Origin of the sequence: Neobacillus niacini (assembly GCF_036961885.1) — a bacterium.
Lineage (GTDB): Bacteria > Bacillota > Bacilli > Bacillales > Cytobacillaceae > Neobacillus > Neobacillus niacini_H.
In genome coordinates this window covers 167,991-194,128 of record NZ_JBALNQ010000010.1, presented here as the reverse complement: position 1 = coordinate 194,128, position 26,138 = coordinate 167,991, and the positions used below count along the sequence as shown (strand labels likewise).

Below are 26,138 nucleotides of genomic sequence, written 5' to 3'. Positions count from 1 at the left end.
AAGCGTAGCCCCTGTAGCGCAAATCAACAGCCCAGTTTTTACACAGCCTTTCTTCAAGAATTCAGCCTTTTTCGGCTTTTTACTAAATATTATCGTGACAAAGTAAGTTTAGGGCTTTTCCTTCTTACGTTTTTAAAGTAAAATAGTAGTTGTTTGTAGAAGGATATTTATTTACAGTTGTACGTACATAAGGGAGGTTATATGATGAATCGAAATCCGGTAATTCCTTACATCCTGATATTTGTATTTGGAATCGGACTAATGTTCTTATTGTCTTTCAAAGGCCTCGGGGATATGGATGAGCTTGCCAAGGAAAAGGAAGGCGGAACAGAAACAGAACAGGTTGCAAAAGCACCTGAAGACATTTATAAGTCATGTATAGGTTGTCACGGTGACGCTTACCAAGGGGGAATGGGTCCTGCTCTAACAGGTGTTGGCGACAGGTTATCCAAAGATGAAATTAAAGAAGTGATCACCAAAGGCAGAGGAAACATGCCAGGCGGTATGGTTAAACCAGAAGAAGCCGATGCAATGGCTGAATGGTTAGCTGCTATTAAATAATTTAAAACGAAATGGTCCTTTGCTAATGTAAAGGACTTTTTTTATACTAGAAGGTAATATACATAAAAAAGTGGTGAATGATTTGAATACGGATAAATTATCAGTTCGGTTAGAAACGGTCGCTAAATATGTTCCAATAGAATCAAGGCTAGCGGATATTGGTTCGGATCATGCTTATTTACCAAGTTATCTTGTTAAGAATGGGCAAATATCCTTTGGCATTGCAGGTGAAGTTGCAAAAGGTCCATATCAGTCTGCTGAAAAAAATGTAATGGCAGAAGGACTTTCTGAAAAGATAGTCGTACGGCTGGGGGATGGGCTGGAAGTTATTCGGCCTGGCGAGGTAGACTGTATTACCATTGCAGGAATGGGCGGCAGCCTGATTGCAAGTATTTTAGAAACGGGTAAAGAAAAACTAGATTCTGTAAACCGTCTTGTGCTACAGCCCAATATTAATGCATTTGCGATTCGAAGCTGGTTAGTCGAAAATAATTGGGAACTGATTGCGGAAGAGATTATTGAAGAGGATGGTAAGATTTACGAAATCCTAGTAGCTGAAAAAGGAGAGCCTTTAAAGCCCTACCATGACGTGCAAGAAGAAACGGGACTATTAGTAGGACCATTCCTTCTTCAACGAAAAGAAATAGCGTTTCAAAAGAAATGGAGCTTAGAAAAGAAGAATTGGAATCGTATTTATAAACAGCTTGAAGAGGCAGCGCCTTCTTCTGAAACAGAAGAGAAAAAAAAGGAACTAGTGAAGAAAATTTCTCTGATCGAGGGGGTATTAAGCAATGAAGACAGCGAATGGTCATGAAATTATCCAACTTTTTGAACAGTTTTCTCCTAAGGTATATGCGATGGAAGATGATAAAATTGGTTTACAGATTGGTCGCTTGAATAAGAAAATTGATAAGGTCATGATTGCCCTTGATGTGCTTGAAGAGGTAATTGACGAAGCTATTGCAAAGGGTGTCCAGCTTATTATTGCCCATCATCCACCAATCTTTCGACCGCTCAAGAATGTCATAACAGATACTGTACAGGGGAGAATGATTGAAAAATTGTTAAAGCATGATATCGCTGTCTATGCAGCCCATACAAACCTTGATGTGGCAAACGGAGGGGTAAATGACTTGCTTGCAACAGCACTTGGTTTGAAGAATCCTGAGGTGCTCGTACCTACATATGTAACCAAGCTTAAGAAAATAGTTGTCTTCGTGCCTTCGAGTCATGCTGAAGAAATTAGAAAGGTACTAGGGATTACAGGCGCTGGCTTCATCGGTAATTACAGCCATTGTTCTTTTTCATCAGAAGGTACAGGAAGGTTTTTACCAGGGGAAAATACAAATCCTCATATCGGACATCAAGGTCGTTTAGAATCGGTAAATGAAGTGAGAATTGAAACGATAGTACCAGAGCAGCTGTTAAAGCGGGTAGTTACAGCGATGGTAAAAGCTCACCCCTATGAAGAGGTCGCCTATGATGTTTACCCTGTTGAAAATAAAGGTGAGGTCCTCGGACTTGGCCGAATTGGAACGATAGATGAAATGACTCTAGGAGAATTTGCGGAGAGAGTGAAAACAGGACTTGAAGTTGATAAAGTCCGAGTTGTCGGTGATTTATCTTCCCCTGTCAAGAAAGTTGCTATTTTGGGTGGAGATGGAAATAAATATTTCAAGCACGCGAAATTCAAGGGAGCGGATGTTTATATTACCGGGGATATTTATTATCACACAGCTCATGATGCGATGATGGAGGGATTAAACATGATTGATCCCGGGCATAATGTCGAAAAGATTATGAAAAAGGGTGTTACAGAAACCCTTTCTAAAATGTGCGAGGAATCTGGCTATGAAGTCGATATCTTCGCTTCAGAAATAAACACAGACCCATTTAAATATATATAAAAAACCGGTCAAAGCGACCGGTTATTTTTTTACCTTTGGTAATATTTTATTTAATGGAACATTTTTACTACGTTCCCAAGTAGCTTCGTTATTTGGATCAAATTGCTCTAAGAAGGTAATCACTTCTTTTGTGATTGGTGTTGGAGTTGAGGCACCAGACGTGACTGCCACATTTTTTGCACCCTTAATCCAGTCAATGTTTAACTCTGAAATATCTGCAATACGATACGCTTTTGTACCGGCAATTTCCTCTGAAACCTGTGCAAGTCGATTGGAGTTGTTACTCATTGGGTCGCCAACCACGATCGTTACGTCAGCCTCGGTTGCTTGCCCAGCTACAGCCTCCTGGCGCACTTGTGTTGCCATACAAATCTCATTATAAGCTACAGCGTGAGGATATTTTTCCTGTACCTTTTTCATCGTATCAGCAACATCCCACTGACTCATCGTTGTTTGATTGGTCACAATTAATTTTTCACTATTGATGGTTAATGCTTCCACATCGCTGGGTGTTTCTACTAAATGTACGGCACTAGGAGCTACACCTACGGCACCTTCAGGCTCAGGATGTCCCTTTTTTCCGATGTAAATAACTTGAAAGCCCTGTTTTGTTTTTTCTTCAATCAGGTCATGTGTTTTGGTTACATCTGGACATGTAGCATCAATCGTAACAAGCCCTTTCTTTTTCGCAAGCTCCCTAACTTCTGGAGAAATACCGTGGGCTGTAAAAATAACAGTTCCTGAATCTACTTTATCAAGGATGTCCTTACGATTTTTACCATCGAGTGTAATAATGCCTTCTTCAGCAAAAGCATCTGTAACGTGTTTATTATGAACAATCATCCCTAAAATGTAGATAGGGCGTGGTAATGATTTATCTAAAGCAGCGTTTCTTGCGATAACCATCGCATCAACAACACCATAGCAGTATCCACGTGGTGAAATTTTAATGATTTGCATATAAAAAGTCCTCCTAAGGAACATTTGACTTTGAATCTATGTATTTATTATATAAAACTAATAGAAATAATACAAAGATACAATTTTCCTATGAAATATTTGTAAAAATAGGCTATGTTAAACTAGGCTGTTGATTTGCGCTACAGGTGCTAAGCTTTCCGCGGGCTCGCCCGTGAGCCTCCTTGCTGCTTCGCAACTGCGGGGTCTCACTCAGCTCGTACATCCCGCAGGAGTCGAGCACCTTTCGCTCCAATCAACAGGTTCTTAAATCAACAAATTCTATTAACACAGCCAAAAAAAGATGCTGTAATTCAGCATCTCTTCAAATGTACAATTTTGGTATCGAAGACCTATTGTCGCGTTTTTTTTCTTCAACTCTTTCAGGTTCACTATCAATTACCTTTTTTGTCCTTTTTACTGGCTTGGATGCTGTTACAGAATCTTTCGCAATTTTAGGTGTCTCTGTTGTGTTTTCATCCTGGTTTTCTTCTGATGGCAGGTCTTTAAAGCCCTTATACAATCTCCACATCATAGGAATATTCTTTACCATTGGTCCATATTGCTGAATCATTGGCCCAAACGATTGAGCGGTCTTCAAAACCTGTTGAGTATTGTTTAGAAATCCAGTAAGACCATCAGGATTACTTAACGTTTGTAGGATGGAGCCAACTCCTCCTGATCCACTTGGAGCAGCACGACCCGCCGTCAGCATACCTCTTAAACCACCAGATTGAGTGCCTTGCTTTTTCCCGCCTAAAATTTTAGATAGAAGCCCGCCGCCGTTTCTTCTTCCTTGACCTTGTCCTCTTACCATGCCTTGACCCATCATAGGTCTGCCACCGTAACTTGGCTGGTTTAATCCCATCATCGGTCCTCCATAAGGATTCATCCTTTGCTGTGGATGACCTCCAAATGGTCCAGGTCCCATCATCATTTGAGGACCCATTTGTCGATGTTGGGGATATCTCTGTCTTGTATACATACGTATGTTCTCCTCTCAAAAGAAGCCTTATAATTCATGGTATGCAATACGGTAAAATTTGGTTTAGGTTAAAACCTTAAGATAAACAGTTAATTTTCATGATTAAAAGTAGTTGAAAGGTAAAAGATGATAATAACTGGTTATTTTAATGAAACTTGACTATAATTACATGATGGAAATAAAAGTGGAAGCTCTTGCTATTGTAAGAAAACTACTCCATAAACGGTAATTTATTAATATATGAGGAGCAATAATTATGAAGGAAAATCGTTTTGAACGTTTTAATTTTCAACCTTTTATTATAGAAGCGGTAAAGGAACTAGGATTTTTTGAACCGACTGAAATTCAAGAACGGATGATTCCGTTGGTTTTAAAAAATGAAAGTGCGATTGGTCAATCACAGACCGGTACTGGAAAGACTTTAGCTTTTGTCTTGCCAATCCTGGAAAAGATTAATCCAGAGCGCCAAGAGGTACAAGCTGTAATTACTGCGCCAACGAGAGAACTTGCTTCGCAAATTTATCATCAAATTTTAAAAGTAACAGAGCATTGTAGTCCAGAGAAGGCAATCATGACTAGGTGCTATATTGGTGGGACTGATAAACAAAGAACCATTGATAAATTAAAAGTGCAGCCACATATCGTTGTTGGAACTCCAGGTAGAATTAAAGACCTAATGGTTGAAAAAGCACTTTTTGTTCATACTTCAGACGTTCTTGTCGTCGACGAAGCAGATATGATGCTGGATATGGGCTTTATCGAGGATTTAGATCAAGTAGCTGCAAAAATGCCAGAGAAATTGCAAATGCTTGTATTCTCTGCAACCATTCCAGAGAAGCTTAAACCTTTTCTTAAAAAGTATATGGAAAATCCAAAAACCATCCAAATTGATGCGAAAAGAAAAACAGCAGAGAATTTAACGCATTATCTTTTGCCATCAAGGCACAGAAATAAAAAACAGCTTGTGCACGACATGCTTATTCATTACAACCCTTATTTAGCCATTGTGTTTACCAATACAAAAAAAATGGCTGAAGAAGTAGCAAACTTTTTAATCGAAAAGGGATTAAAGGTAGCTCGTGTCCATGGAGACCTAAGCCCGCGTGAACGAAAAAAAATGATGAAGCAAATCCAAGATTTAGAATTCCAATATATTGTTGCAACTGACCTTGCTTCAAGAGGGATCGATATTGAAGGGATAAGTCATATTATTAACTATGAATTACCAACAGACTTAGACTTTTACGTTCACAGAGTGGGGCGTACTGCAAGAGCGGGGAATTCTGGAATTGCGCTCACGATTTATGATACTTCTGATGAAGATGCATTAAATCGCCTTGAAAAAATGGGGATTCAATTTAAATATGTGGATATTAAAAAAGAGGAATTTGTTGAATTAGATGATCGAAATAAAAGGAAGACGCGTGTTAGAAAAGAGGATGAAGCAGAAAAAACTGCTAAATCATTGGTGAAAAAACCTCAAAAGGTAAAGCCGGGCTATAAAAAGAAAATGCAATGGGAAATGGACAAAATAAAAAAACGTCAACGAAGAATAAACAAGAAATAAGAATCGAAGGGAGAGAGAAGGTTTGTTGAAAATTGGTTCACATGTGTCAATGAGCGGTGCGAAAATGCTTTTAGCCGCAAGTGAGGAAGCCGTTTCATATGGTGCGAATACTTTTATGGTTTATACTGGGGCACCTCAAAACACTCGAAGGAAAAAAATAGAAGATTTAAATATTGAAGCGGGAAAAAAACATATGGAGGAGCACGGAATCTCTGAAATTGTTGTCCATGCCCCATATATTATCAATATCGGAAATACTACAAATCCCGATACGTTTGAATTAGGTGTAAGGTTCCTTCGTACTGAAATTGAAAGAACGGAGGCAATTGGGGCGACGCAAATTGTTCTGCACCCAGGTGCGCATGTTGGGGCGGGGACAGAAGCTGGAATCAAGAAAATCATTGAAGGCTTGAATGAAGTATTAACCGGAAAAGAGCGGGTCCAAATTGCATTAGAAACAATGGCAGGTAAGGGATCGGAATGTGGTAAGTCGTTTGAAGAGCTGGCAATGATTATGGATGGTGTAAACTACAGTGATAAGCTGTCTGTTTGTTTTGATACTTGTCACACTCATGATGCTGGATACAATATTGTTGAAGATTTTGATGGTGTGTTAAATGATTTTGATAAAATTGTTGGCTTAGATAAATTAAAAGTCCTTCATATTAATGATAGTAAAAATGCAGTAGGGATGAGAAAGGACCGTCACGAGAATATCGGTTTTGGTCATATCGGCTTTCAGGCACTTAATTATATCGTTCATCATCCACAGTTGTCTGATATACCGAAAATTCTTGAGACACCCTATGTTGGTGAAGATAAGAATAATAAAAAATCGCCCTATTTATTTGAAATTGAAATGCTTCGAGAAAAGAAGTTTAATGAGAACCTGCTTGATAAAATTTTACAAGGTTAAAAAAGCTGTGCCTCGGCACAGCTTTTTTTAAAAGATAAGAAAGTAAAAGGCTTTGAACTTAGTTTACTGTCCAGCTCCAGCGCCCTAGCGGCTAGTGTCCTTCGCTCTCCGCCCTACGATAAGTCAACATCGAATCGCCTCCGGCTCTTCGTGTTTCCTTTATCTCAGTTGGAGCGCTCCAGGCCATACGCCGCTGAACAGGGCGCTTGCGCTTTTCTTATTATTTTGTAAACTGAACAAATAGCTTATTTACTTCTCTTGCTGTTTCCGGTCCTGCAATTTTAGCAATTTGTTTAATTAATGCCGCTCTTTCACGATCATCAAAGATATTGACGTTTTTCCCTCTTAAGTATTGCGCTACCTTATAGGCTTGCTGCCGATTCACATTTATATTAAATTGTTCTGCATATTTGAATAGTTCATCACCAGTAATGGTATTAATCTTATGGTTAATGACATTCTCAAAAATCTTCACACTCATCACTCCTTCATCTACTGTATGAAGGGAGAAATAAGAGTGTTACAAAATGAAAACTAAACTAGTGTAAAGGTAAAAGCTTTACATTAGGAAATTCATATTGTATACTACTTTAAGTTAAATCGGAATGATTCTTAAAATTAAAGGTGAGATCAATATGTTATCACAATCAATTATTGACATTAAGCAACTTTTTTATCGATATGAAAAGGATACTGTCCTTGATAATATTACTCTAACGGTTCCAGTGGGTTCCTTTCTTGCCATTGTCGGACCAAACGGGTCCGGGAAGTCAACGCTATTAAAATTGATCTTGGGACTTCTGAAGCCACAAAAGGGAGAAATACGATTATTTGGACAAGAATTAAGTAAATTTAAAGATTGGCAGCAAATCGGTTATGTTTCACAAAAAGCTAATTCCTTTAACACCGGTTTTCCAGCTACCGTCTTTGAAGTTGTTTCCAGTGGTTTGACAAAGAAACTGGGCATGTTCCACTTTTTTAAGAAAGAGCATTCAAAAAAAGTGTATGAAGCGTTGGAAGCAGTAGGAATGAAGGAGTTTAGTGAGCGTAATATTGGTGAGCTTTCAGGAGGACAGCAGCAAAGAGTTTTTATTGCTCGTGCACTTGTGAGTGAACCCAAGCTATTAATATTAGATGAACCAACGGTAGGCGTCGATGCTGAAAATGTGAATGCTTTTTATCATATGCTTGCAGATTTAAATAAGAAGCAAGCGATTACCCTCCTGCTTGTTACGCATGATATTGGAACAATTTCTGATAAAGTGACCCATGTTGCTTGTTTAAACAAACACTTATACTTTCATGGAGATACATGTGAATTTGAAAAACAGAGAAGTGAAGGAATGTCCAAATTATATGGGATGGATGTTCATCAGATTACCCATCAACATGACCATGGAGGCGTTTTTAAATGATTGAAGCAATTTTTCAATATGAATTTTTACAAAATGCCTTTTTGACTGGTATCTTGATTGGTTTTCTCGCACCATTATTGGGCGTCTTCATTGTTGTCAGGAGACTCTCACTAATTGCGGATGCCTTAAGTCATGTAACATTGGCTGGAATTGCTGCCAGTCTCCTTCTTGAAAAATACTTTGTTGCACTTAGCGGTCTAAATCCACTTTACCTCGGGATGGTCTTTTCAGTAGGGGGCTCACTGTTTATTGAGAAGCTGCGAGGAGTTTATAAACATTACCAAGAACTTGCTATTCCAATTATATTATCCGGTGGAATTGGGCTTGGGGTTATCTTTATATCACTCGCTGATGGGTTTAATACCGATTTATATGGTTATTTGTTTGGAAGTGTTTCAGCTGTTAGCCGTACAGATTTATGGGTTATTTTTATTATAAGTATCCTGGTTGTTATAACGGTGATTTTATTATATAAAGAGCTATTTTTATTGTCTTTTGATGAAGAACATGCGAAAGCCTCAGGTATAGCAGCAAAAAGTATTCATTTTATTTTTATTATTATGGTTGCGCTTGTGATTGCTGCATCTATGCGTATTGTTGGAATCATGCTAGTTTCTTCGTTAATGACCTTACCTGTGGCGGCAAGTATCCGTATTGCAAAAGGATTTAAACAAACAATCTATTTGTCGATCATCTTTGGCGAAATAGCAGTCCTGGGAGGACTGTTAATGTCTTATTATATCGACCTTGCTCCAGGTGGAACAATTGTCATGATCGCTGTAGGTATTCTAGTGTTTACTATCGTTTATAAAAAAATTAGGATTAAGAGTCAAGTTTCACAAGGGAGGGCAGCAGGATGAATGTAAATGAAGCGATACAATTCTTAAAAGAAAATGGTTTTAAACAAACAGGAAAAAGAGAAGATATGCTTCAATTGTTTGCAGATAGTGACAAATACTTAACTGCAAAGGATGTCTTAGATGAGCTAAAGGAAGACTATCCAGGATTGAGCTTTGATACTATTTATCGAAACCTTTCACTTTTTGTTAAAATGGGAATTCTTGAAATGACCGAACTATCTGGTGAAAAGCATTTTCGCTTTTCCTGCTCACGCCACCAGCATCACCATCATTTCATCTGTTTAGATTGCGGAAAGACAAAGGAAATTGAAACCTGTCCAATGAACAGTTTAAGTGAAGATTTAAAAGGATATGATATATCGGGGCATAAATTCGAAATTTATGGACGATGTCCAGAATGTAATTAAAAGTAACAGCATGGTTTCTAGGACCATGCTGTTTTTACTTTTAGAATATTAGCGAAGCCAATTTTTAACCCATTGATTTGCTTCGTACCAATTATTTACACGTATGACACCTTTTGGAATGGGATCCTGATTGTATGGTGTATTAAATAAAAGGACTGGAATATCGCATTCTTCATGAATCATGACAGCGTTGTCGTGCTTATCTTCGAGAAAAATATCAACTTGATGGTGCTTAGCAGCCGACACCTTATCATGTGAGCCAATTAATTCAATATGGTTGTAAGCCAAGCCTTGTTTGTTAAACCATTTTTTGGTATTTTCTAACAAATGAGAACCCCTTGCACTAATGAAAAATAATTCATATCTTTGTTTCCAAAGGTTAAGGATCTTTTCAGCACCTTCAGCAAGTGGAGATTCCTCATACATAACAGGTTCGTTTTCTATAAACCACTTTGCGAATTTTTCCTCTGATACCTTTACTACCTTATTTAAGTCATATTCCTTGACATCTGCCAAGGTAATATTTAGTCCAAATCCTTTATTAATAAAAGGTACAAGTGCTGACGGGCAGGTAACTGTTCCATCAATATCAATCCCAAATCTTTTTGTCATATGTAGTCACCTTTACGCTAAGTTTTTATGTTTATTTTACCATACTAAAAAGCTGAAAGTTACAAACAATAATTAATGCTCCTATTACTGAAAGTGAGGGATTCGGATGGAAGAAGAAAAACACACGAAAGTGCGCTCAATTCTCCAAAGTCCAAACACTGATGTTGATAGCCCAGATTACCCTTCAGAATATAGAGAGGAAACGGCCGCTGAAATTGCAGCACCTGTTCCTTTAGTTCAAAGAAGGGATCGTGAGGAAAGTCGTGATAGAGCCGAAGGCGGCACAGGAATGGGTTGGGCTGCTTTGGTTCTATCGATTCTATCACTGTTTGTAATGCCGATTCTTTTTGGTGCAGCAGGTATTGTATTAGGATTTATTGCCAGACGTCGCGGAGCCGAAGGGCTTGGTGCATGGGCAATAGGGATAGGTGTCCTTTCGATTATAGTTGGCATCTTTATCCTGCCATTCTTTTAACAGCAGCTTGCAAACATAGGGGCAAATTGAAAAGCGTAAGCGCCTGACCCAGGGGCTTACGCTAGACAAAAAAAGAAACCTGGTAGCAAAACGTTACCGGGTTTCTTGATGTCTTTATTTTGTTACTTCTGCTTCTTCTAACGCCTTTTTCTGAAAGTACTCCTCAGCAAGTTGATCGATTTCCTTTTTTAATTCATCGACTAATTGAGCTTCAGGGACTTTACGAACAATTTCACCTTTACGGAAGAGTAAGCCTTCTCCACGAGCACCAGCAATTCCAATGTCAGCTTCTCTTGCTTCACCTGGACCATTTACGGCACAGCCTAGAACTGCTACTTTAATTGGCGCTTTTATTTTCGAAATATACTCTTCCACATCATTTGCAATGCTAATTAGGTCAATTTCGATCCTTCCACAAGTTGGACATGAAATTAACGTAGCTGCGTTTGAGGAAAGTCCAAAAACCTTTAGAAGCTCTCTCGCAACTTTTACTTCTTCAACTGGATCAGCACTTAAAGAAATGCGGAGAGTGTTACCAATCCCTTGGCTAATAATCGCTCCTAATCCAGCTGCACTCTTAACGGTTCCCGCAAAAAGAGTTCCTGATTCCGTAATCCCTAAGTGCAATGGATAATCGAAAGCCTTTGAGGCTTTTTCATAGGCTTCAATTGCAAGGTTTACGTCCGAAGCTTTCATGGAAACAATAATATCATGAAAATCTAGGTCTTCAAGGATTTTGATATGATGGAGGGCACTTTCAACCATTCCATCAGCAGTTGGATAACCATACTTCTCTAGAATCCTTTTTTCTAACGAACCTGCATTTACACCAATTCTAATTGGAATTCCACGCTTTTTAGCAGCATTTACCACAGCTTCGACTTTTTCTCTTTTTCCGATGTTTCCTGGATTAATCCGAATTTTATCTGCGCCGCCTTCAATTGCTTTAAGTGCTAATTTATAATCAAAATGGATATCTACCACTAAAGGAATATTGATCCTTTTTTTAATTTCAGGAATGGCATTTGCTGCTCGTTCATCGGGACAAGCAACACGAACAATTTGGCAGCCGGCTTCTTCAAGGCGTTTGATTTCAGCGACGGTCGCCTCTACATCATGGGTTTTAGTTGTGGTCATACTTTGTATAAATAATTCGTTACTGCCGCCAATTGTTAAGTTACCAACCTTAACGGGACGGGTTTTGGTACGATGTGTAATTTCACTCAAGGAAATTCGCTCCTTCAAATTGGATTCGAATAATAGATAGTTTAAACTCGCACCTATTATTTTATCAGTCCTATACTCATATTGACAAGATAGATGATTTTATCTACCTATTTTGAGTAGTCAGGAAATTGATAAGTTGAGCCAATCTGGATTTTTTCTGGAGATTGACCAGGGTTCATACCTTGGAAGTCTTTAATTAATTTTTCAATTGAGACAGGTAAAGGTTTTTTTATATGATTTTCCACGATGGATATTAAAGTTTCTCCAGGTTCAACCTCCGCTTCAAATGACTCCATATTACTTTCGTGGTCGACCATTGTCACAGCTGTTTGTACTTCTGTTTGTATTTCAACTTTCGGTAAAGTTCCAGCTGTTAAATCAATATATATAACATAAATCGTAAGAAGTCCGAATAAAAAAAGGAAAATTCTTTTCATTTGACAAGCCTCCAAAAGGTAATGTTAGTACATTCCTATGCTTGTCCACTTCTTTATAGAACGAAAAAACGCATCGGTAGGATGCGTTTAGTTCTCGATGGCTGGTTTTTCCTTTGTAATTTCTTTAATTGCTAAAAATAAGATGATAATTTCTACAAACCAATTTAAAACAAAGCTATTTGGTACACTTGTATTTAACGCAGACATAATGGTAAAGAATACCGTCGGTAACGTTACACTATATGCAGCCATCCTCCATAAGTAACGATAACTTACATTTCTACCTGCAAGATTTTTTAAAGCTATACCAATCCAAGCGAGAATGGAAACCTCAATGAAATTTACCGCACTGGAAAAGAGGAAAATAATGGTGGAAATAATTGGAATAATAATACCTTTCATTCCATCAACTTTATCGACAATATCAATAAAGTCCTCTTTAGTTAACTTTAGGCCTTCTAACATGGAATAAGAGTAGGTATCAATACGACCTCCTGCTGTTACCGCAATTTCATTTTTAAGCAATGCAAAGGCATTTTCTTGATCTTCCAAGTTATCGTTTGTGATAACGCCTGTTGGATCGATAATAATGGAGTAATCTGCTTTTTCGATGGTGATCGGCACATCTGTTTCAGCAGACAGAGCCCCATTTTCTATTGTAAATGATGGAATATCATCATTAATAACAGACTTAGTATTTTCGATCCCAGCAGTAAGCATCGTACTTAAGTAATAAATGGTCGGCAAAATGGACAGTAATGAAAGTATAAATACATATAAGATCGTTTTTCCGATACCTTGAAAGCGAAACGAGGCAATGTCCTTTGGAGAATATGTACTTTTATAAAACTGCTTGAAAATATTCATAATTCACACCCTAATAAAGATTCACTATTCTATTGTAGCTTTAGGGTCTGAGATTAACAAGAAGGATGATTTTGAAACTATTTAAGAACTTTTGCGTAATAGGAATAAGAGTAAATTTTCAAAAGGATGGAGTTTGTATGGAAATATTCTATTGGTCAATCATCACGATTCTTTTTGTCATTGGGTTTGTTGGTCTCATTTATCCAATTATCCCAAGTGTTTTATTTCTATTAGCAGGGTATTTATTGTATGGTGTCTTTTTTTCCTTTGAACCGTTTGGCTGGTTCTTTTGGATTATTCAAAGCTTGCTTGTTATTCTTTTGTTTGTTGCGGATTATATTGCAAATATGATAGGGATCCAAAAATACGGTGGTTCAAAAGCTGGCGTATGGGGAAGCACGATAGGGCTTTTAGTTGGACCGTTTGTCATTCCATTTCTAGGGATTCTAATTGGACCATTTATCGGTGCAATTGGTGCAGAACTTTTAGTTAATAAGAGAAATTTTAAGGACAGTTTAAAAATTGGATTTGGTTCGGTTGTTGGGTTTGTGAGCAGTGTTATAACTAAAACGATTATTCAGATATTAATGATTGCATACTTCCTTTTTGTAGTGCTTTAAGAAAGAAAAATCCTCTTCACGCTTGTGAGGAGGATTTTTCTTTTAAAAAGGCATGGCTGTTGATTTGCGCTACAGGGGCTACGCTTTCCGCGGGCTCGCCCGTGAGCCTCCTCGCTGCTTCGCACCTGCGGGGTCTCACTCAGCTCGTTCATCCCGCAGGAGTCGAGCCCCTTTCGCTCCAATCAACAGGTTCTAAAATCAACAGTTATTATTAACACAGCTTTTAAAAAAAGGAACCTATTTAGTTCACACCACAAATTTCATAGGCGCAATTTTGGCAATCGACTTCTTTTCTTAGGTGTTTTATGTTTTTTATCGTGAATTTTTGTTGGTCATAGGAAATGAAATCTTCTTCCCTTAATTCTTTTAATGCACGTTGAATGACTTCTCTAGTTCCATAGGTTAAATTGGCTAGTTCCTGATGAGTTAATGGTAAATCAATGAGAATACCTTCCTCTGTCTTTACACCATAGGTATTAGAAAGACGGATCAGCATTGAGTACAAGCCGCCCTTTTTACCATTCATAATTAGATCTTGGCATTTCATTTGCGCTTTTAGGTAGCTAGTACTAAGCCAAGACACAAAGGCATTCATCGCATCGGGATCATTCATAATAAATTCTTCAAATTGATCTTTTTTAATGGCGAGAATCTCACTATCAGCAAGTGTCTTTGCATAAAACTGATAATGGGGATTAGATTTAAATATTTGATACTCTACAATCAATTCATTGCTATTTAAGAGTTTTAAGATAAAGTCTTTCCCCCGCATGTGAACTCGGCCGAGAGCAACTGTGCCACTCAGCAATAAGTAAACATATTCAACGGAATCCTTCTCTTGGAAGAGAACGGATCCGGCCTTAACCTTTTGAATTTGCTCTGTCTTAAGAAAAAAATGATTCAATAAATTATATATAGAAAAACTGCCCTTAAGCATATAGTCCCACTCCTTTTGTCCCTTCAATTTGATTTAATCATTTATTAACAACATGTCAATAGAGTATTTACATGATTTGGTAGAAAAAAGCGGTAATTATGACTTAAATCGTTGACATAATGCTATTTAGATGATTCTTGACAATTTTTTGAAAACTTTGTTATAAAAATCATTTTAATACTAGAAAGTAAAATTAAGTATAAAATATTTAATAGATGGAGATTGTAAATTTGTTAGGTGCAGAGCATTTTATTTGAAACAATAAACCATCTCTGATAACCTTAAGGTACGGAAGCTTTAGAAATATTCTAAATTCGTTTTGATTTTAGACACAACTAAAGCTAAAAATTTTTTTAATACATAGGAGGAAATAATAATGGCATTTGAATTACCACAATTACCTTACGCTTATGATGCACTTGAGCCACACATTGACAAAGAAACAATGAATATTCATCACACAAAACACCACAACACGTATGTGACAAATTTAAATAATGCATTACAAGGAAATGAAGAATTATTAGCAAAATCTGTTGAGGAAGTTATTGCTAACTTAGACGCAGTTCCTGAATCAGCTCGTACGGCTGTACGTAATAATGGTGGCGGTCACGCTAACCATTCATTATTCTGGCAACTTCTTTCTCCAAATGGCGGCGGTGCACCAACTGGTGAACTAGCTGATGCTATCAGCAGCAAATTTGGAAGCTTCGAAAGCTTTAAGGAAGAGTTTGCGAAAGCGGCAACAACACGCTTTGGTTCCGGCTGGGCATGGCTGTCTGTAAGCAATGGCGAATTAGAAGTTACAAGCACACCAAACCAAGACTCTCCTATTATGGAAGGTAAAACACCAATTCTTGGTCTTGATGTTTGGGAGCATGCTTATTACTTAAACTATCAAAACCGTCGTCCTGATTACATCTCTTCTTTCTGGAACGTTGTAAACTGGGATGAAGTATCAAAACGTTACACTTCAGCAAAATAATAATAATGTGAAAAAGACAGCTGATTTTTCAGCTGTCTTTTATTTTTTCGTATAAAGGTCACCTGCTTGTTATAGACTAACCCTTATCACAAAGGGGAGTTTTTATGGCGAAAAAGTTTAAGCTTTTAGGTGAAGTACAATTAACAAAAGATTTATCATTGCTGTTAATCATTGGTGGCTTATATTCTTTAAGTGTGGCACTATCAAATACTTTTGTGAATATTTATTTATGGAAGCAAACTGGTGAATATTCTGATCTTGCCCTATATAATCTTTCAATTGTCATTTTACAGCCGTTAACCTTCATCTTAGCAGGCAGATGGGCGAAAAAAGTAGATCGGGTAAAAGTGTTAAGAATCGGAGTTTCCTTTTTAGCTGTTTTTTATTTAATGGTGTTAATAACCGGTAAAAACGCTTCAACCTATTTACTCCTTTTAGGAAGTCTGCTGGGGATTGGGTATGGGTTTTACTGGCTTGCCTATAATGTATTGACGTTTGAAATAACGGAGCCAGAAACAAGAGATTTTTTTAACGGATTTTTAGGAATTTTAGGATCAATTGGTGGAATGATTGGACCGATTGCAGCTGGTTTTATTATTACTCGGTTTGAAAAATTCACTGGGTATTCCATTGTATTTGGGATTTCATTAGCCCTTTTTGCACTTGCTGTTTTCCTGAGCTTTTCATTGAAGCCACGACCTGCAAATGGTAAGTACTGTTTTAAAAGAATTCTGGACGAGCGAAAGCATAATGAAAACTGGCGTCTTATTACCAATGCACATTTTTTTCAAGGTCTAAGAGAAGGTACATTTATATTTATTATTTCGGTATTTGTCTACCTTTCAACAGGAAGTGAACTAGCTCTAGGGACGTTTGGATTAATTAACTCGGGAATATCCTTTATTGCTTATTATGCTGCATCTAGGTTAATTAAAAAAAACAAACGGAAAAAGGCCATTCTGCTTGGTGGGATCATTCTTTATTTAGCTGTTTTGTTAATCGTCTGGGATATTAATTATATAAAACTTTTAATTTATGCAGCAATGATTGCAGTTGCCTATCCAATCTTGCTTGTGCCATATATGTCAACCACATATGATATTATTGGAACTGCTTGGAAAGCTGCGGAAATGAGAATAGAATATATTGTTGTCCGAGAAATTTATATTAACATGGGGAGAATTGTTTCGATTTTGTCATTTTTGGCTGCAGTGACCTGGTTTGATGAGAAGCAAAGTATCCCAATCTTGCTTTTATTTCTTGGTGCAGGGCATTCATTCATTTATTTCTTTATTAGAAAAGTCGAAATGCCTACATGATCATGCAATGAGTAATTCATATTACTCATTGCATTTTTTTTATTTATGAGTTTTGTGTGGTTTTTCGTTAATTGTTGTTAATTGGTAAGAGTTTTTCATAGATAGCGGGGGGATTTTCCGCTAAAATAGACCGTATGATGTCGAAAGGACAAGGAAGTGATAAATATGAATAATAAGAAGAAAAAGAAAGCACATGTTACGACTCGCTTAAACATTGTTTTCTTTGTTGTATTTTTGCTGTTTTCTGTTCTTATTTTACGTTTAGGTCTAGTTCAAATCGTCTATGGGGAAGATTTTAAACGGGAAATTGAGCGTACTGAAGATATAACGGTTAATAATCCAGTACCTCGTGGGAAAATGTTCGACCGTAACGGTAAAATTATCGTTGATAATACTCCGTTAAATGCAATCACGTACACAAAATTTCAAGATTCCAGCACAGAGGAAATGCTTGAAACTGCTGAACGATTGGCACTACTGATCGATAAAGATACATCAAAAGTTCGGGAACGAGATAAAAAGGACTTTTGGATATTAAAAAACCCAGAGAAAGCTAAGGAGAAAATTACAGATAAAGAATGGGATTTATACGACCAAGATGAATTAGATGATAAGGAAATATATAATCTTCAGTTAGATAGAATAGATCCTAAAGTAGACTTAGCAAGTTTATCTCAACAAGACATAGAAACTTTAGCTATATTTAGGGAATTTAACTCTGGTTATGCTTTAACCCAACAAATTGTAAAAAATGATAATGTCACTCCTGAGGAATTTGCAGTTGTCAGTGAAAATCTTGAGGCTCTGCCTGGTGTCGATACCACTACTGATTGGGAACGATATTATGCATTTGGAAACACTTTAAAAACAGTACTTGGAAATGTAACTTCTTCTGATGAAGGCTTACCAAAGGATAAACTAGAGGAATATCTAGCTCGTGATTATAGTCGAAATGATCGTGTCGGGAAAAGTTATATTGAACTGCAATATGAAGATGTCCTACATGGGCAAAAAGGCAAAGTGAAAAACGTTACGGATAAAGGCGGAAAGATCCTGTCCACGGAAGTCATTTCAGAAGGTCAGCGCGGAAAAGATCTAGTCCTAACGATTGATATGGCTCTACAACTAGAAATAGAAAAAATCATTGAAGAAGAGCTGTGGAATGCCAAACAAAATCCTAAATCTGCCCTGCTAGACCGTGCCTTTGTTGTCCTAATGGATCCACATACTGGAGAAATATTAACAATGGCTGGCAAACAAATTGGGAAAAACAAGGATACAAATAAACCAGAAATGAATGACTTCGCTCTTGGGAATATAACAACCTCTTATGCAGTTGGATCTGTTGTCAAAGGGGCAACGATATTAACTGGCTACAATACTGGAGCAATCAAGCCTGGTTCAACTCAATATGACTCACCTTTATTAATAAAAAACACACAGCCTAAGTCTTCGTGGAAGAACTTTGGAACCATTAATGATCTTAGAGCCCTCCAGGTATCATCGAACGTATATATGTGGAAAACAGTGATTGAAATGGCGAATGGAAATTATGCTCCGAACAAGCCGCTGCCATTAGACTTAACTGCTTTTGACACCATGCGTCAATCTTTCAGTCAATTTGGTCTTGGGTCAAAAACGGGAATTGATTTACCGAATGAGAGTACTGGTTATGTTGGTCCCTTAAAACAGTCAGGTTTGCTTCTTGACTTGGCGATTGGTCAGTATGATACCTATACGGTTATGCAGTTAGCGCAATATGTTTCAACGATTGCAAATGGGGGATATCGGGTTCAACCTCATCTTGTAAAGGAAGTTCGTGAACCTGTACTTGAAAATAACGAATTGGGTCCGATTATTCAGGAAATAGCACCTAATATTTTAAATCGAATTGATGGTAAGGATGAATGGATTGACCGTGTACAGGAAGGCTTTAGAATGGTTATGCAGGTAGGGGATGGCACCGGTGTTAATACTTTTAGGGGTGCTGAATACAATCCTGCAGGGAAAACAGGAACGGCCCAAGCTTTTTATGATGGTCCAGAACGGAAAAACTTTGGAAAAATACCACCTGAAGTAATGAATCTGAGCCTAGTTAATTATGCACCATTTGATAATCCGGAGGTTGCTATGGCTGTTTTAGTTCCATGGGCATATCAGGGAAACAATGGTCCTGCTACAGCTAATATTATTGGCAGAAGAGTAATGGATACCTATTTTAATCTTAAAAAACAAGATCAAACAGTTGAAGCCGAAAATGTAGAACAAACGAACGAAGCTACAGGAGAATAGTTTGAAAAACATCTGTCTCAGAGAATTGGGCAGGTGTTTTTTTTATATAAAAGGGTATCCTACCTTTAGGAATAAATTATTTATGATTTACAAAAGTCATACACGGATTTACAAAACCTTTACAATTCGTTAAAACAAGCTTTACAGAAGGGGTATATTATTAGTCTTGTAAGGAAAACGAACACAATTCGACAAACCAAATTCTTAGGGGGAATAAAGCAATGAAAAGCTTTAAAAGATTAGCACTAACAGCAATGATGACTGGAGTGCTTGCAGTTACTGCAGCTTGTGGCGCACAAGGAACTGAAGGCGACAAAGAACAAGCTGGTGAAGAAGTAAAGCAACTTCAAGGTGAAATTAAAATAGACGGTTCATCTACAGTTTTCCCGATTATGGAAGCTATTGTTGAAGAATATGGTGCAGTGCAACCTGGTGTTAAAGTTCCTGTTGGTTCATCTGGAACTGGTGGCGGATTTAAAGCTATGATTGCAGGTGAAACTGACTTAGCTAATGCTTCTCGTCCAATTAAAGATGAAGAGCAAGCAGCACTTACTGAAAAAGGAATTGATGTTACTGAATTTAAATTAGCATATGATGGACTTTCAGTAGTAGTTAATAAAGATAATGACTGGGTAGAAAGCTTAACCATTGATGATTTAAAGAAAATTTGGATCGAAGATGGAACAGTAAAAAAATGGTCTGATATCAATCCAAAATGGCCAGCTGAAGAAATTAAACTATACTCTCCAGGTGCAGACTCAGGAACATTTGATTATTTCGATGAAGTAATTCTTGAAGAAGCTCCAATCGTTGAAAAAGCTACTCTTTCTGAAGATGACAACACATTGGTTTCAGGTGTTAAAGGTGACAAGTACGCAATCGGTTACTTCGGATATGCTTATTATGCAGAGAATAAAGACTCATTGAAAGTTGTTAAAATCGATGCAGGCAAAGGTGCTGTTGAGCCTACTAATAAAACAATTGAATCTGGTGAATATGCTCCACTTTCACGTCCATTATTCACATATGTAAAGAACTCTGCTATTAAAGATAACGAAGCAGTATATGATTTTGTTAAATTTGCTATTGAAAATTCAGGAACATTATCAGAGGATGTTGGTTACGTGAAATTACCTGAAGAAGAATACAAAAAAGATTTAGAAAAACTAGAAGCTCTTAAATAAGAATTAGAATAATTCTATAGATGAGAAGCGCGAAAAATGTGCTTCTCATCTTGTCATGCTAATGAAAGGGGTTTTCATTTTGGCTACTCAAAATAAAAATACATTCTCTGTTCAGAAAATGATTCAAGAGAAGAAAAAAAGAAAGAGCGCTGGAGGAATTACCGAAAAAATCATGCCTTATATTTTGTTTTTTACGGCAGCGGTCTCTGTTTTAACAACAATAGGTATTGTTTTTACGCTCATTGTTGAAACGTTCTTATTTTTTGATGTTGTATCGATTAAAGAATTTTTGTTTGGTAAAAAATGGTATCCTTTTTCCGAAACCAATGGTTCATTTGGTATTCTGCCGTTAGTAATGGGAACGCTAAAGGTATCATTTATTGCAGCTGTTGTTGCTGTTCCAATCGGATTAGCTTCAGCCATTTATTTGAGTGAATATGCATCAGATCGAACTCGCAGAATTATTAAACCGATATTAGAAGTGTTAGCTGGAATCCCAACGATTGTTTATGGTTTTTTTGCACTAACCTTTGTTACTCCAATATTACGTGACATTATTCCATCCCTTGAAATTTTTAATGCATTAAGCCCTGGTATTGTCATAGGAATCATGATCACGCCGATGATTGCTTCTCTCTCAGAGGATGCGATGACTTCTGTTCCTAATGCAATGCGTGAAGGTGCCCTCGCACTGGGTTCAACTAAGTTTGAAGTAGCAATCAAAGTTGTATTACCTGCTGCTGTTTCAGGAATAGTTGCCTCCATTGTGTTGGCGATATCTCGGGCGATTGGTGAGACAATGATTGTGGCAGTTGCAGGTGGTTCTACTCCAAATATGGAATGGAATTTGACAGGCTCGATTCAAACGATGACGGCTTATATTGTCCAAGTCAGCCAGGGTGATGTAGGTTATGGGACGACAATCTACTATAGTATTTACGCAGTTGGAATGACGCTTTTTGTATTTACGTTAGTGATGAATTTATTCGCTCAATACATTACCCGTCGTTTTAGGGAGGTATATTAATGAATTTAATTAATCATGAATCTGTTGTTAAGCGGATGAAATCAAGGTTAACAAAAAATATATTTTCAAAATGGATATTTCTTGCATTAACCATGTTTATATTATTAATATTAGGAGTATTATTATATCGGATATTCTCTCAAGGATTTGGCTATTTAGATTTACAATTTTTACAAAGCCTGCCTTCAAGGAAGCCTGAAAATGCAGGTGTTTATGCTGCATTAATCGGAACCATGTGGCTTATGGCTGTTGTTGCACCTGTTTCATTATTGCTGGGTGTGGGGACTGCCATTTATCTCGAAGAATATGCAAAAGATAATTGGATAACCAATTTTATTAAAGTTAATATTTCTAATTTAGCAGGTGTTCCATCTATTGTATTCGGGTTACTCGGATTAACTGTATTTGTACGTGCTTTAGCGCTTGGGACAAGTGTTTTAGCCGCAGGTCTAACCATGAGTCTACTCGTTTTGCCGGTCATTATTGTTGCTGCACAAGAAGCTATTCGCGCTGTGCCTAGCCAATTAAGAGAGGCTTCATTTGGGTTAGGGGCTACTAAGTGGCAAACAATTGTTCGTATCGTACTGCCTGCTGCTATTCCAGGAATACTAACTGGGGCAATTTTGGCACTTTCTCGTGCAATAGGAGAAACAGCACCACTTGTTGTCCTTGGTATGCCATTATTCCTTGCTTTTTTACCAAGAACAGTTTTAGATAGCATGACTGTTCTTCCATTGCAAATTTACAATTGGACTAGTCGTCCTCAAGTAGAGTTTCATGCTTTAGCTGCAGCGGGTATTATCGTTCTACTGTTCATGTTAATTGTTATGAACTCAATTGCTGTATTAATTCGAAATAAATTTCAGAAAAGATATTAAAGGTATGGATTAGGGAGGCAACACTTATGGAATCTACAACAGCTACTGCAAAAATATTAAATACACAAGAAAAGCAAATTGTGTATAAGACAAGCAATTTAGATTTATGGTACGGTGAAAACCAAGCTCTTAAGAATATTAACCTTGATATTATGGAAAATGAAGTTACAGCTATTATCGGCCCTTCAGGATGTGGAAAGTCTACTTATATTAAGACATTAAATCGAATGATTGAATTAATTCCTGGGGTTAGAACCTCTGGGGAAATTATCTATCGAGGAAAAAATATCCTCGATAAATCCTACCAAGTAGAAGAATTGAGAACAAAGGTAGGAATGGTGTTTCAAAAGCCGAATCCATTTCCAAAATCCATTTATGAAAATGTCGCATATGGACCAAAAATCCATGGGATTCGCGACAAGAAAATCTTAGATCAAATTGTTGAAAAAAGCTTAAGAGGAGCCGCTATTTGGGATGAGGTAAAGGACCGTCTTAACCAAAATGCTTATGGGTTATCTGGAGGACAGCAGCAACGTCTTTGTATCGCTCGCTGTCTGGCGATTGAACCAGATGTTATTTTAATGGATGAACCAACTTCTGCACTAGATCCTATCTCAACTTTAAAAGTAGAGGAACTTATCCAGGAATTGAAGAAAGAATTTAGTATCATAATCGTTACCCATAACATGCAGCAGGCTGCACGAATATCTAAAAAAACTGCTTTCTTTTTAAATGGAGAAGTGGTAGAATTTTCAGAAACTAACAAAATCTTCTCGACTCCTAATGATAAGAGAACAGAGGATTATATTACAGGAAGATTTGGATAATGAGGTGAAGAGATGAGTACAAGATCAAAATTTGATAGTAGATTAGCGGATTTAAAAGCAAAACTGTTAGAAATGGAAAGTTTAGCTGAGGCAGCAGTTCGAAATTCACTTAGTGCCCTTCTTAATCATGATATTGAGAAAGCGAATCAGGTAATTGAGGGTGATGATAAAATTGATGAGTTAGAACATGAGATTCACGATCAAGTTTTGATATTGATTGCGAGAGAATCACCTGTTGCAAAAGATTTACGAACACTTAATGTAGCGTTAAAGGTTTCATCCGAAGTGGAACGTATGGCAGATATGGCGGTTAATATTGCAAAAGCAGCCATCCATATTGGCGATGAAAAGCATTTTAAAGAAATATTAGACATCCCGAAAATGATGGACCATGCACTTGAGATGGTGACCATGTCGGTGAAGGCATATATTGATGAAGATGTGATGCTTGCACAGAAATGCGCTGAAAAAGATGATGAAGTGGACAATATGTTTGGAAGATTGGTTCATGAACTTATTACCATGGTCCCGACCAATCCGAACGCTACGAACCAAATCATTCAACTTTCCTTTGTTTGCCGGTTTATTGAAAGAATAGCTGATCACTCAACCAATATTTCAGAAAATGTAATCTACCTAGTTACAGGAAAAAGATTTAACTTAAATGAGTAAGTAATCATATACATTTACTTGAAGATGAGACAATCAAATTGTCTCATCTTTTTATATTTCGACAATTTGCGTTTATTGTACAGTTTGTTTTCTGGTGTTACCATTATATTATCTATGAAAGAATATTTAGATTACTTTTGCATATAGTATTGGTTGCAGATAGGGAGGAGAACAATGAAAGAAGAATTTGTTAATCAGCCAACAATTGATTATTCCCCGCTAAAAGGTGAACTCCAAGTGAAACTTGTAAATCCAAACAAGGTTATCGTATATTGGGAGGCTTCTAAGATTCCTGTGAATATCTTTCATTTATTTTATAATAGAAAATTTGAGGATTTGGTACATATTGTCCGGATTTATGACGTCACAAATATTCATTTCACAGGAAAAAATGCACATCATTACTTCGATATTACTGTACCGTATAAAAAGGGCTATTGGTTTATAAAAGGTTTAACGGCAAATCGGAGCTTTATGGCTGAATTAGGTGTTAGGTTTAATGAAAAAGATTTCTTTCCAGTTCTTCGTTCGAATTCAGTTCAAACCCCTGCTATGGAAGGCAGTGATATTTACAATAATTTAGTACTCATTCAACAAATCGACCATTCTTCACCTAAATGGATTGACCATGTAAGTACGTACAGCTATTATGAAGAATCCGAAAATATGGGGCAGAAAAATGAATAACAATCAAATGAATGGGATGAACCAACAACACCACTACGAGTGGAAATTAAACATACTAATTCTAACCTGGGAATACCCTCCGAACGTCATTGGCGGGCTCTCTAGGCATGTGTATGGTCTTTCTATTCACTTGGCCCAACTAGGTCACGAGGTGTATGTCGTGACCGCTGGGAATGGACGTCTTCCTGTTTATGAAAGGGTAAATGGTGTTCATGTTCATCGAGTTATACCTCTAAACAACCAAGACGATGTTTTTTTAGCTTGGGTAGCTGGACTTAATCTAGCTATGAGCTACCAAAGTGAAAAAATAGCTGAAGAAGTAAAATTTGATATTGTCCATGCTCATGATTGGCTTGTAGGAACCTCCGCGATTACGTTAAAGGACATTCTGTCGATTCCGTTATTGTCAACCATTCATGCAACAGAACATGGCAGGAATAATGGGATCCACACTGATATGCAGCGTTTTATTCATGAAAAAGAACTCCAGTTGGCTGCAGATTCAGATCAAATAATTGTTTGCAGTCATTATATGCGAGAGGAACTTCTAACAGCCTTCCGTCTTTCTGAGAAAAAAATGACTATTATCCCTAACGGCATTGAACAGGTCGACGTGAAGGTAGATCCAAGTGAGATTTATCCATTCATAAAGGACAGAAAATATGTTTTTTCTGTGGGTAGAATTGTGAAGGAAAAAGGATTTAAGACTATTATTGAGGCAGCACAAGTGGCAAAGGATAGTGGGAGAGAGATCTTTTTTGTCATTGCAGGAAAGGGACCGATGCTGGAAAGATATCGAAGGATGGTGTCGGAAAAAAACTTAGATCATTTTGTTGCGTTTATTGGTTATGTTTCCGATGTCCAAAGGAACTCCTTATTAATGAACTGTGAAATAGCTGTTTTTCCAAGCCTTTACGAACCATTTGGAATTGTTGCACTTGAAGCAATGATTCTAGGTAAACCAACGATTGTTTCAGAAACTGGTGGACTAAAAGGAATTATCCATCATTCGATAACTGGTCTGCTGATGGTTCCTGGAGATGCAGAAAGTCTTATTAAGAATATCGACATCCTAATGCAAAATCCAAATAAAGCAGCGGAGATTGGCGCCAAAGGAAAGCAAATAGTCAAGAGCCTTTATGGGTGGAAACGAATTGCTAAACAAACAGAAAAAATCATAGAGGAAACGCTATTAAACAAACGAGGAAATCTAAACGAAAACGCTGAGAAATAAGATGGATTTCGTACTTTAAAAAAACAACTAGCATTTCCTTTTGAAAAATGATATTATAGAAAAGTCGTATGAACGAACTAGCTTAATCGTTTGGAGGGAAATTGACATGCGTGTAAATATTACGTTAGCTTGCACTGAGTGTGGAGATCGTAACTATATTTCAACAAAAAATAAACGTAACAACCCTGATCGTCTTGAGCTTAAGAAATATTGCCCAAGAGAGAAGCGTTCAACAGCACACCGTGAAACAAAATAAGCAGTAGGGCTTCCTGCTGCTTTTTTT

The 26,138-nt window shown here is 37.3% G+C and carries 29 protein-coding genes; 21 read left to right on the top strand and 8 right to left on the bottom strand.

Annotation, left to right across the window (positions count from 1 at the left end):
* Nucleotides 1–204: 204 nt before the first annotated feature.
* From cccA to V7124_RS06195, 3 genes are all read left to right on the top strand, one after another.
* Entirely contained in the window at nt 205–561 is a 357-nt protein-coding gene (gene cccA, locus V7124_RS06205; RefSeq protein WP_335408966.1) for a cytochrome c550, read from the top strand.
* Between the two features lie 82 nt (nt 562–643).
* Nucleotides 644–1,375 carry a tRNA (adenine(22)-N(1))-methyltransferase gene (locus V7124_RS06200; protein WP_335487385.1) on the top strand — a complete coding sequence of 244 codons (732 nt, stop codon included), beginning with the start codon at nt 644–646 and terminating at the stop codon, nt 1,373–1,375.
* Complete coding sequence (locus V7124_RS06195; protein ID WP_335487136.1) at nt 1,353–2,468, top strand: Nif3-like dinuclear metal center hexameric protein; 1,116 nt, start codon at nt 1,353–1,355, stop codon at nt 2,466–2,468. The genes V7124_RS06200 and V7124_RS06195 overlap by 23 nt, the downstream gene beginning before the upstream one ends.
* Before the next feature lie 21 nt (nt 2,469–2,489).
* Here V7124_RS06195 and V7124_RS06190 read toward each other — a convergent pair whose 3' ends face one another.
* Nucleotides 2,490–3,428: a 4-hydroxy-3-methylbut-2-enyl diphosphate reductase gene (locus V7124_RS06190; protein ID WP_335487132.1), complete on the bottom strand. Its 939-nt coding sequence runs from the start codon at nt 3,426–3,428 to the stop codon at nt 2,490–2,492.
* Between the two features lie 322 nt (nt 3,429–3,750).
* The gene (gene vrrA / locus V7124_RS06185; RefSeq protein WP_335487129.1) at nt 3,751–4,410 is read right to left on the bottom strand and encodes a VrrA/YqfQ family protein; all 660 of its coding nucleotides are present in this window, start codon (nt 4,408–4,410) and stop codon (nt 3,751–3,753) included.
* 256 nt (nt 4,411–4,666) lie between these two features.
* Here vrrA and V7124_RS06180 point away from each other — a divergent pair, with 256 nt between their 5' ends.
* Nucleotides 4,667–5,977, top strand: a complete 1,311-nt coding sequence (locus V7124_RS06180) for a DEAD/DEAH box helicase (protein ID WP_335408973.1) — start codon at nt 4,667–4,669, stop codon at nt 5,975–5,977.
* Nucleotides 5,978–5,999: 22 nt separating this feature from the next.
* A complete protein-coding gene (locus V7124_RS06175; protein ID WP_335487126.1) occupies nt 6,000–6,893 on the top strand; it encodes a deoxyribonuclease IV in 894 nt (297 codons plus the stop codon).
* A 220-nt stretch (nt 6,894–7,113) separates the two neighbouring features.
* On the opposite strand, the gene V7124_RS06170 is transcribed toward V7124_RS06175, so the two are convergent.
* The gene (locus tag V7124_RS06170; protein WP_335408976.1) at nt 7,114–7,368 is read right to left on the bottom strand and encodes a DUF2624 domain-containing protein; all 255 of its coding nucleotides are present in this window, start codon (nt 7,366–7,368) and stop codon (nt 7,114–7,116) included.
* Between the two features lie 160 nt (nt 7,369–7,528).
* On the opposite strand from V7124_RS06170, the gene V7124_RS06165 reads away from it, so the two are divergent.
* From V7124_RS06165 to V7124_RS06155, 3 genes are read left to right on the top strand one after another with little or no spacing between them, the layout of a single operon-like run.
* Entirely contained in the window at nt 7,529–8,308 is a 780-nt protein-coding gene (locus tag V7124_RS06165) for a metal ABC transporter ATP-binding protein (RefSeq protein ID WP_335408977.1), read from the top strand.
* Nucleotides 8,305–9,168 carry a metal ABC transporter permease gene (locus tag V7124_RS06160; RefSeq protein ID WP_335487123.1) on the top strand — a complete coding sequence of 288 codons (864 nt, stop codon included), beginning with the start codon at nt 8,305–8,307 and terminating at the stop codon, nt 9,166–9,168. The genes V7124_RS06165 and V7124_RS06160 overlap by 4 nt, the downstream gene beginning before the upstream one ends.
* Nucleotides 9,165–9,575 (top strand): Fur family transcriptional regulator, encoded by a 411-nt coding sequence (locus tag V7124_RS06155; RefSeq protein WP_335408982.1) that lies wholly within the window; start codon nt 9,165–9,167, stop codon nt 9,573–9,575. Before V7124_RS06160 ends, V7124_RS06155 begins: the two co-directional genes overlap by 4 nt.
* A 48-nt stretch (nt 9,576–9,623) precedes the next feature.
* Here the strand turns inward: V7124_RS06155 and V7124_RS06150 are convergent, their stop codons facing one another.
* Nucleotides 9,624–10,187 carry a hypothetical protein gene (locus V7124_RS06150; protein WP_335487120.1) on the bottom strand — a complete coding sequence of 188 codons (564 nt, stop codon included), beginning with the start codon at nt 10,185–10,187 and terminating at the stop codon, nt 9,624–9,626.
* A 106-nt stretch (nt 10,188–10,293) separates the two neighbouring features.
* Between V7124_RS06150 and V7124_RS06145 the strand changes: the two genes are divergently transcribed.
* Nucleotides 10,294–10,662, top strand: a complete 369-nt coding sequence (locus V7124_RS06145; protein ID WP_335408986.1) for a DUF4190 domain-containing protein — start codon at nt 10,294–10,296, stop codon at nt 10,660–10,662.
* A gap of 114 nt (nt 10,663–10,776) precedes the next feature.
* On the opposite strand, the gene ispG is transcribed toward V7124_RS06145, so the two are convergent.
* The 3 genes from ispG to V7124_RS06130 all read right to left on the bottom strand — a co-directional run bounded on the left by ispG (nt 10,777) and on the right by V7124_RS06130 (nt 13,193).
* Nucleotides 10,777–11,880, bottom strand: coding sequence for a flavodoxin-dependent (E)-4-hydroxy-3-methylbut-2-enyl-diphosphate synthase (gene ispG, locus V7124_RS06140; protein WP_335409076.1), 1,104 nt, complete (start codon nt 11,878–11,880; stop codon nt 10,777–10,779).
* Nucleotides 11,881–11,996: 116 nt separating this feature from the next.
* Nucleotides 11,997–12,326, bottom strand: a complete 330-nt coding sequence (locus V7124_RS06135) for a hypothetical protein (protein ID WP_335487116.1) — start codon at nt 12,324–12,326, stop codon at nt 11,997–11,999.
* A gap of 87 nt (nt 12,327–12,413) precedes the next feature.
* Nucleotides 12,414–13,193, bottom strand: a complete 780-nt coding sequence (locus tag V7124_RS06130; RefSeq protein ID WP_335487113.1) for a DUF1189 domain-containing protein — start codon at nt 13,191–13,193, stop codon at nt 12,414–12,416.
* Between the two features lie 137 nt (nt 13,194–13,330).
* On the opposite strand from V7124_RS06130, the gene V7124_RS06125 reads away from it, so the two are divergent.
* Complete coding sequence (locus V7124_RS06125; RefSeq protein WP_335487110.1) at nt 13,331–13,813, top strand: DUF456 domain-containing protein; 483 nt, start codon at nt 13,331–13,333, stop codon at nt 13,811–13,813.
* A gap of 241 nt (nt 13,814–14,054) precedes the next feature.
* Here the strand turns inward: V7124_RS06125 and V7124_RS06120 are convergent, their stop codons facing one another.
* On the bottom strand, nt 14,055–14,717 hold the full coding sequence (locus V7124_RS06120) for a Crp/Fnr family transcriptional regulator (RefSeq protein WP_335487107.1): 663 nt from the start codon (nt 14,715–14,717) through the stop codon (nt 14,055–14,057).
* Nucleotides 14,718–15,126: 409 nt separating this feature from the next.
* Here V7124_RS06120 and V7124_RS06115 point away from each other — a divergent pair, with 409 nt between their 5' ends.
* The 11 genes from V7124_RS06115 to rpmG all read left to right on the top strand — a co-directional run bounded on the left by V7124_RS06115 (nt 15,127) and on the right by rpmG (nt 26,111).
* Nucleotides 15,127–15,735 (top strand): superoxide dismutase, encoded by a 609-nt coding sequence (locus V7124_RS06115; protein ID WP_335487104.1) that lies wholly within the window; start codon nt 15,127–15,129, stop codon nt 15,733–15,735.
* Nucleotides 15,736–15,839: 104 nt separating this feature from the next.
* Nucleotides 15,840–17,054, top strand: a complete 1,215-nt coding sequence (locus V7124_RS06110; RefSeq protein WP_335487101.1) for an MFS transporter — start codon at nt 15,840–15,842, stop codon at nt 17,052–17,054.
* Nucleotides 17,055–17,219: 165 nt separating this feature from the next.
* Nucleotides 17,220–19,346, top strand: a complete 2,127-nt coding sequence (locus V7124_RS06105; protein ID WP_335409001.1) for a peptidoglycan D,D-transpeptidase FtsI family protein — start codon at nt 17,220–17,222, stop codon at nt 19,344–19,346.
* Nucleotides 19,347–19,567: 221 nt separating this feature from the next.
* Nucleotides 19,568–20,530 (top strand): PstS family phosphate ABC transporter substrate-binding protein, encoded by a 963-nt coding sequence (locus tag V7124_RS06100; protein ID WP_335409003.1) that lies wholly within the window; start codon nt 19,568–19,570, stop codon nt 20,528–20,530.
* 55 nt (nt 20,531–20,585) lie between these two features.
* Nucleotides 20,586–21,557 (top strand): phosphate ABC transporter permease subunit PstC, encoded by a 972-nt coding sequence (gene pstC, locus V7124_RS06095; RefSeq protein ID WP_335409005.1) that lies wholly within the window; start codon nt 20,586–20,588, stop codon nt 21,555–21,557.
* Nucleotides 21,557–22,435 carry a phosphate ABC transporter permease PstA gene (gene pstA / locus V7124_RS06090; RefSeq protein WP_335487098.1) on the top strand — a complete coding sequence of 293 codons (879 nt, stop codon included), beginning with the start codon at nt 21,557–21,559 and terminating at the stop codon, nt 22,433–22,435. The genes pstC and pstA overlap by 1 nt, the downstream gene beginning before the upstream one ends.
* A 26-nt stretch (nt 22,436–22,461) precedes the next feature.
* Nucleotides 22,462–23,262 (top strand): phosphate ABC transporter ATP-binding protein PstB, encoded by an 801-nt coding sequence (gene pstB / locus V7124_RS06085; RefSeq protein ID WP_335409010.1) that lies wholly within the window; start codon nt 22,462–22,464, stop codon nt 23,260–23,262.
* Nucleotides 23,263–23,274: 12 nt separating this feature from the next.
* Nucleotides 23,275–23,934, top strand: coding sequence for a phosphate signaling complex protein PhoU (gene phoU / locus V7124_RS06080; RefSeq protein WP_335409011.1), 660 nt, complete (start codon nt 23,275–23,277; stop codon nt 23,932–23,934).
* 174 nt (nt 23,935–24,108) lie between these two features.
* Nucleotides 24,109–24,621, top strand: coding sequence for a DUF4912 domain-containing protein (locus V7124_RS06075; protein WP_335487095.1), 513 nt, complete (start codon nt 24,109–24,111; stop codon nt 24,619–24,621).
* A complete protein-coding gene (locus V7124_RS06070; protein ID WP_335409014.1) occupies nt 24,614–25,855 on the top strand; it encodes a glycosyltransferase family 4 protein in 1,242 nt (413 codons plus the stop codon). The genes V7124_RS06075 and V7124_RS06070 overlap by 8 nt, the downstream gene beginning before the upstream one ends.
* A 106-nt stretch (nt 25,856–25,961) precedes the next feature.
* Nucleotides 25,962–26,111, top strand: coding sequence for a 50S ribosomal protein L33 (gene rpmG, locus V7124_RS06065; RefSeq protein ID WP_066064234.1), 150 nt, complete (start codon nt 25,962–25,964; stop codon nt 26,109–26,111).
* The last annotated feature ends 27 nt before the right edge of the window (nt 26,112–26,138 follow it).

Excerpts from the sequence above, each read along its gene's own strand:
- cccA (WP_335408966.1), top strand. The coding sequence starts at position 205 with ATGAATCGAAATCCGGTAATTCCTTACATCCTGATATTTGTATTTGGA.
- V7124_RS06195 (WP_335487136.1), top strand. The coding sequence starts at position 1,353 with ATGAAGACAGCGAATGGTCATGAAATTATCCAACTTTTTGAACAGTTT.
- V7124_RS06190 (WP_335487132.1), bottom strand. The coding sequence starts at position 3,428 with ATGCAAATCATTAAAATTTCACCACGTGGATACTGCTATGGTGTTGTT.
- vrrA (WP_335487129.1), bottom strand. The coding sequence starts at position 4,410 with ATGTATACAAGACAGAGATATCCCCAACATCGACAAATGGGTCCTCAA.
- V7124_RS06180 (WP_335408973.1), top strand. The coding sequence starts at position 4,667 with ATGAAGGAAAATCGTTTTGAACGTTTTAATTTTCAACCTTTTATTATA.
- V7124_RS06165 (WP_335408977.1), top strand. The coding sequence starts at position 7,529 with ATGTTATCACAATCAATTATTGACATTAAGCAACTTTTTTATCGATAT.
- V7124_RS06160 (WP_335487123.1), top strand. The coding sequence starts at position 8,305 with ATGATTGAAGCAATTTTTCAATATGAATTTTTACAAAATGCCTTTTTG.
- V7124_RS06155 (WP_335408982.1), top strand. The coding sequence starts at position 9,165 with ATGAATGTAAATGAAGCGATACAATTCTTAAAAGAAAATGGTTTTAAA.
- V7124_RS06150 (WP_335487120.1), bottom strand. The coding sequence starts at position 10,187 with ATGACAAAAAGATTTGGGATTGATATTGATGGAACAGTTACCTGCCCG.
- V7124_RS06145 (WP_335408986.1), top strand. The coding sequence starts at position 10,294 with ATGGAAGAAGAAAAACACACGAAAGTGCGCTCAATTCTCCAAAGTCCA.
- V7124_RS06135 (WP_335487116.1), bottom strand. The coding sequence starts at position 12,326 with ATGAAAAGAATTTTCCTTTTTTTATTCGGACTTCTTACGATTTATGTT.
- V7124_RS06130 (WP_335487113.1), bottom strand. The coding sequence starts at position 13,193 with ATGAATATTTTCAAGCAGTTTTATAAAAGTACATATTCTCCAAAGGAC.
- V7124_RS06125 (WP_335487110.1), top strand. The coding sequence starts at position 13,331 with ATGGAAATATTCTATTGGTCAATCATCACGATTCTTTTTGTCATTGGG.
- V7124_RS06115 (WP_335487104.1), top strand. The coding sequence starts at position 15,127 with ATGGCATTTGAATTACCACAATTACCTTACGCTTATGATGCACTTGAG.
- V7124_RS06110 (WP_335487101.1), top strand. The coding sequence starts at position 15,840 with ATGGCGAAAAAGTTTAAGCTTTTAGGTGAAGTACAATTAACAAAAGAT.
- V7124_RS06105 (WP_335409001.1), top strand. The coding sequence starts at position 17,220 with ATGAATAATAAGAAGAAAAAGAAAGCACATGTTACGACTCGCTTAAAC.
- V7124_RS06100 (WP_335409003.1), top strand. The coding sequence starts at position 19,568 with ATGAAAAGCTTTAAAAGATTAGCACTAACAGCAATGATGACTGGAGTG.
- pstC (WP_335409005.1), top strand. The coding sequence starts at position 20,586 with ATGCTAATGAAAGGGGTTTTCATTTTGGCTACTCAAAATAAAAATACA.
- pstA (WP_335487098.1), top strand. The coding sequence starts at position 21,557 with ATGAATTTAATTAATCATGAATCTGTTGTTAAGCGGATGAAATCAAGG.
- pstB (WP_335409010.1), top strand. The coding sequence starts at position 22,462 with ATGGAATCTACAACAGCTACTGCAAAAATATTAAATACACAAGAAAAG.
- phoU (WP_335409011.1), top strand. The coding sequence starts at position 23,275 with ATGAGTACAAGATCAAAATTTGATAGTAGATTAGCGGATTTAAAAGCA.
- V7124_RS06075 (WP_335487095.1), top strand. The coding sequence starts at position 24,109 with ATGAAAGAAGAATTTGTTAATCAGCCAACAATTGATTATTCCCCGCTA.
- V7124_RS06070 (WP_335409014.1), top strand. The coding sequence starts at position 24,614 with ATGAATAACAATCAAATGAATGGGATGAACCAACAACACCACTACGAG.
- rpmG (WP_066064234.1), top strand. The coding sequence starts at position 25,962 with ATGCGTGTAAATATTACGTTAGCTTGCACTGAGTGTGGAGATCGTAAC.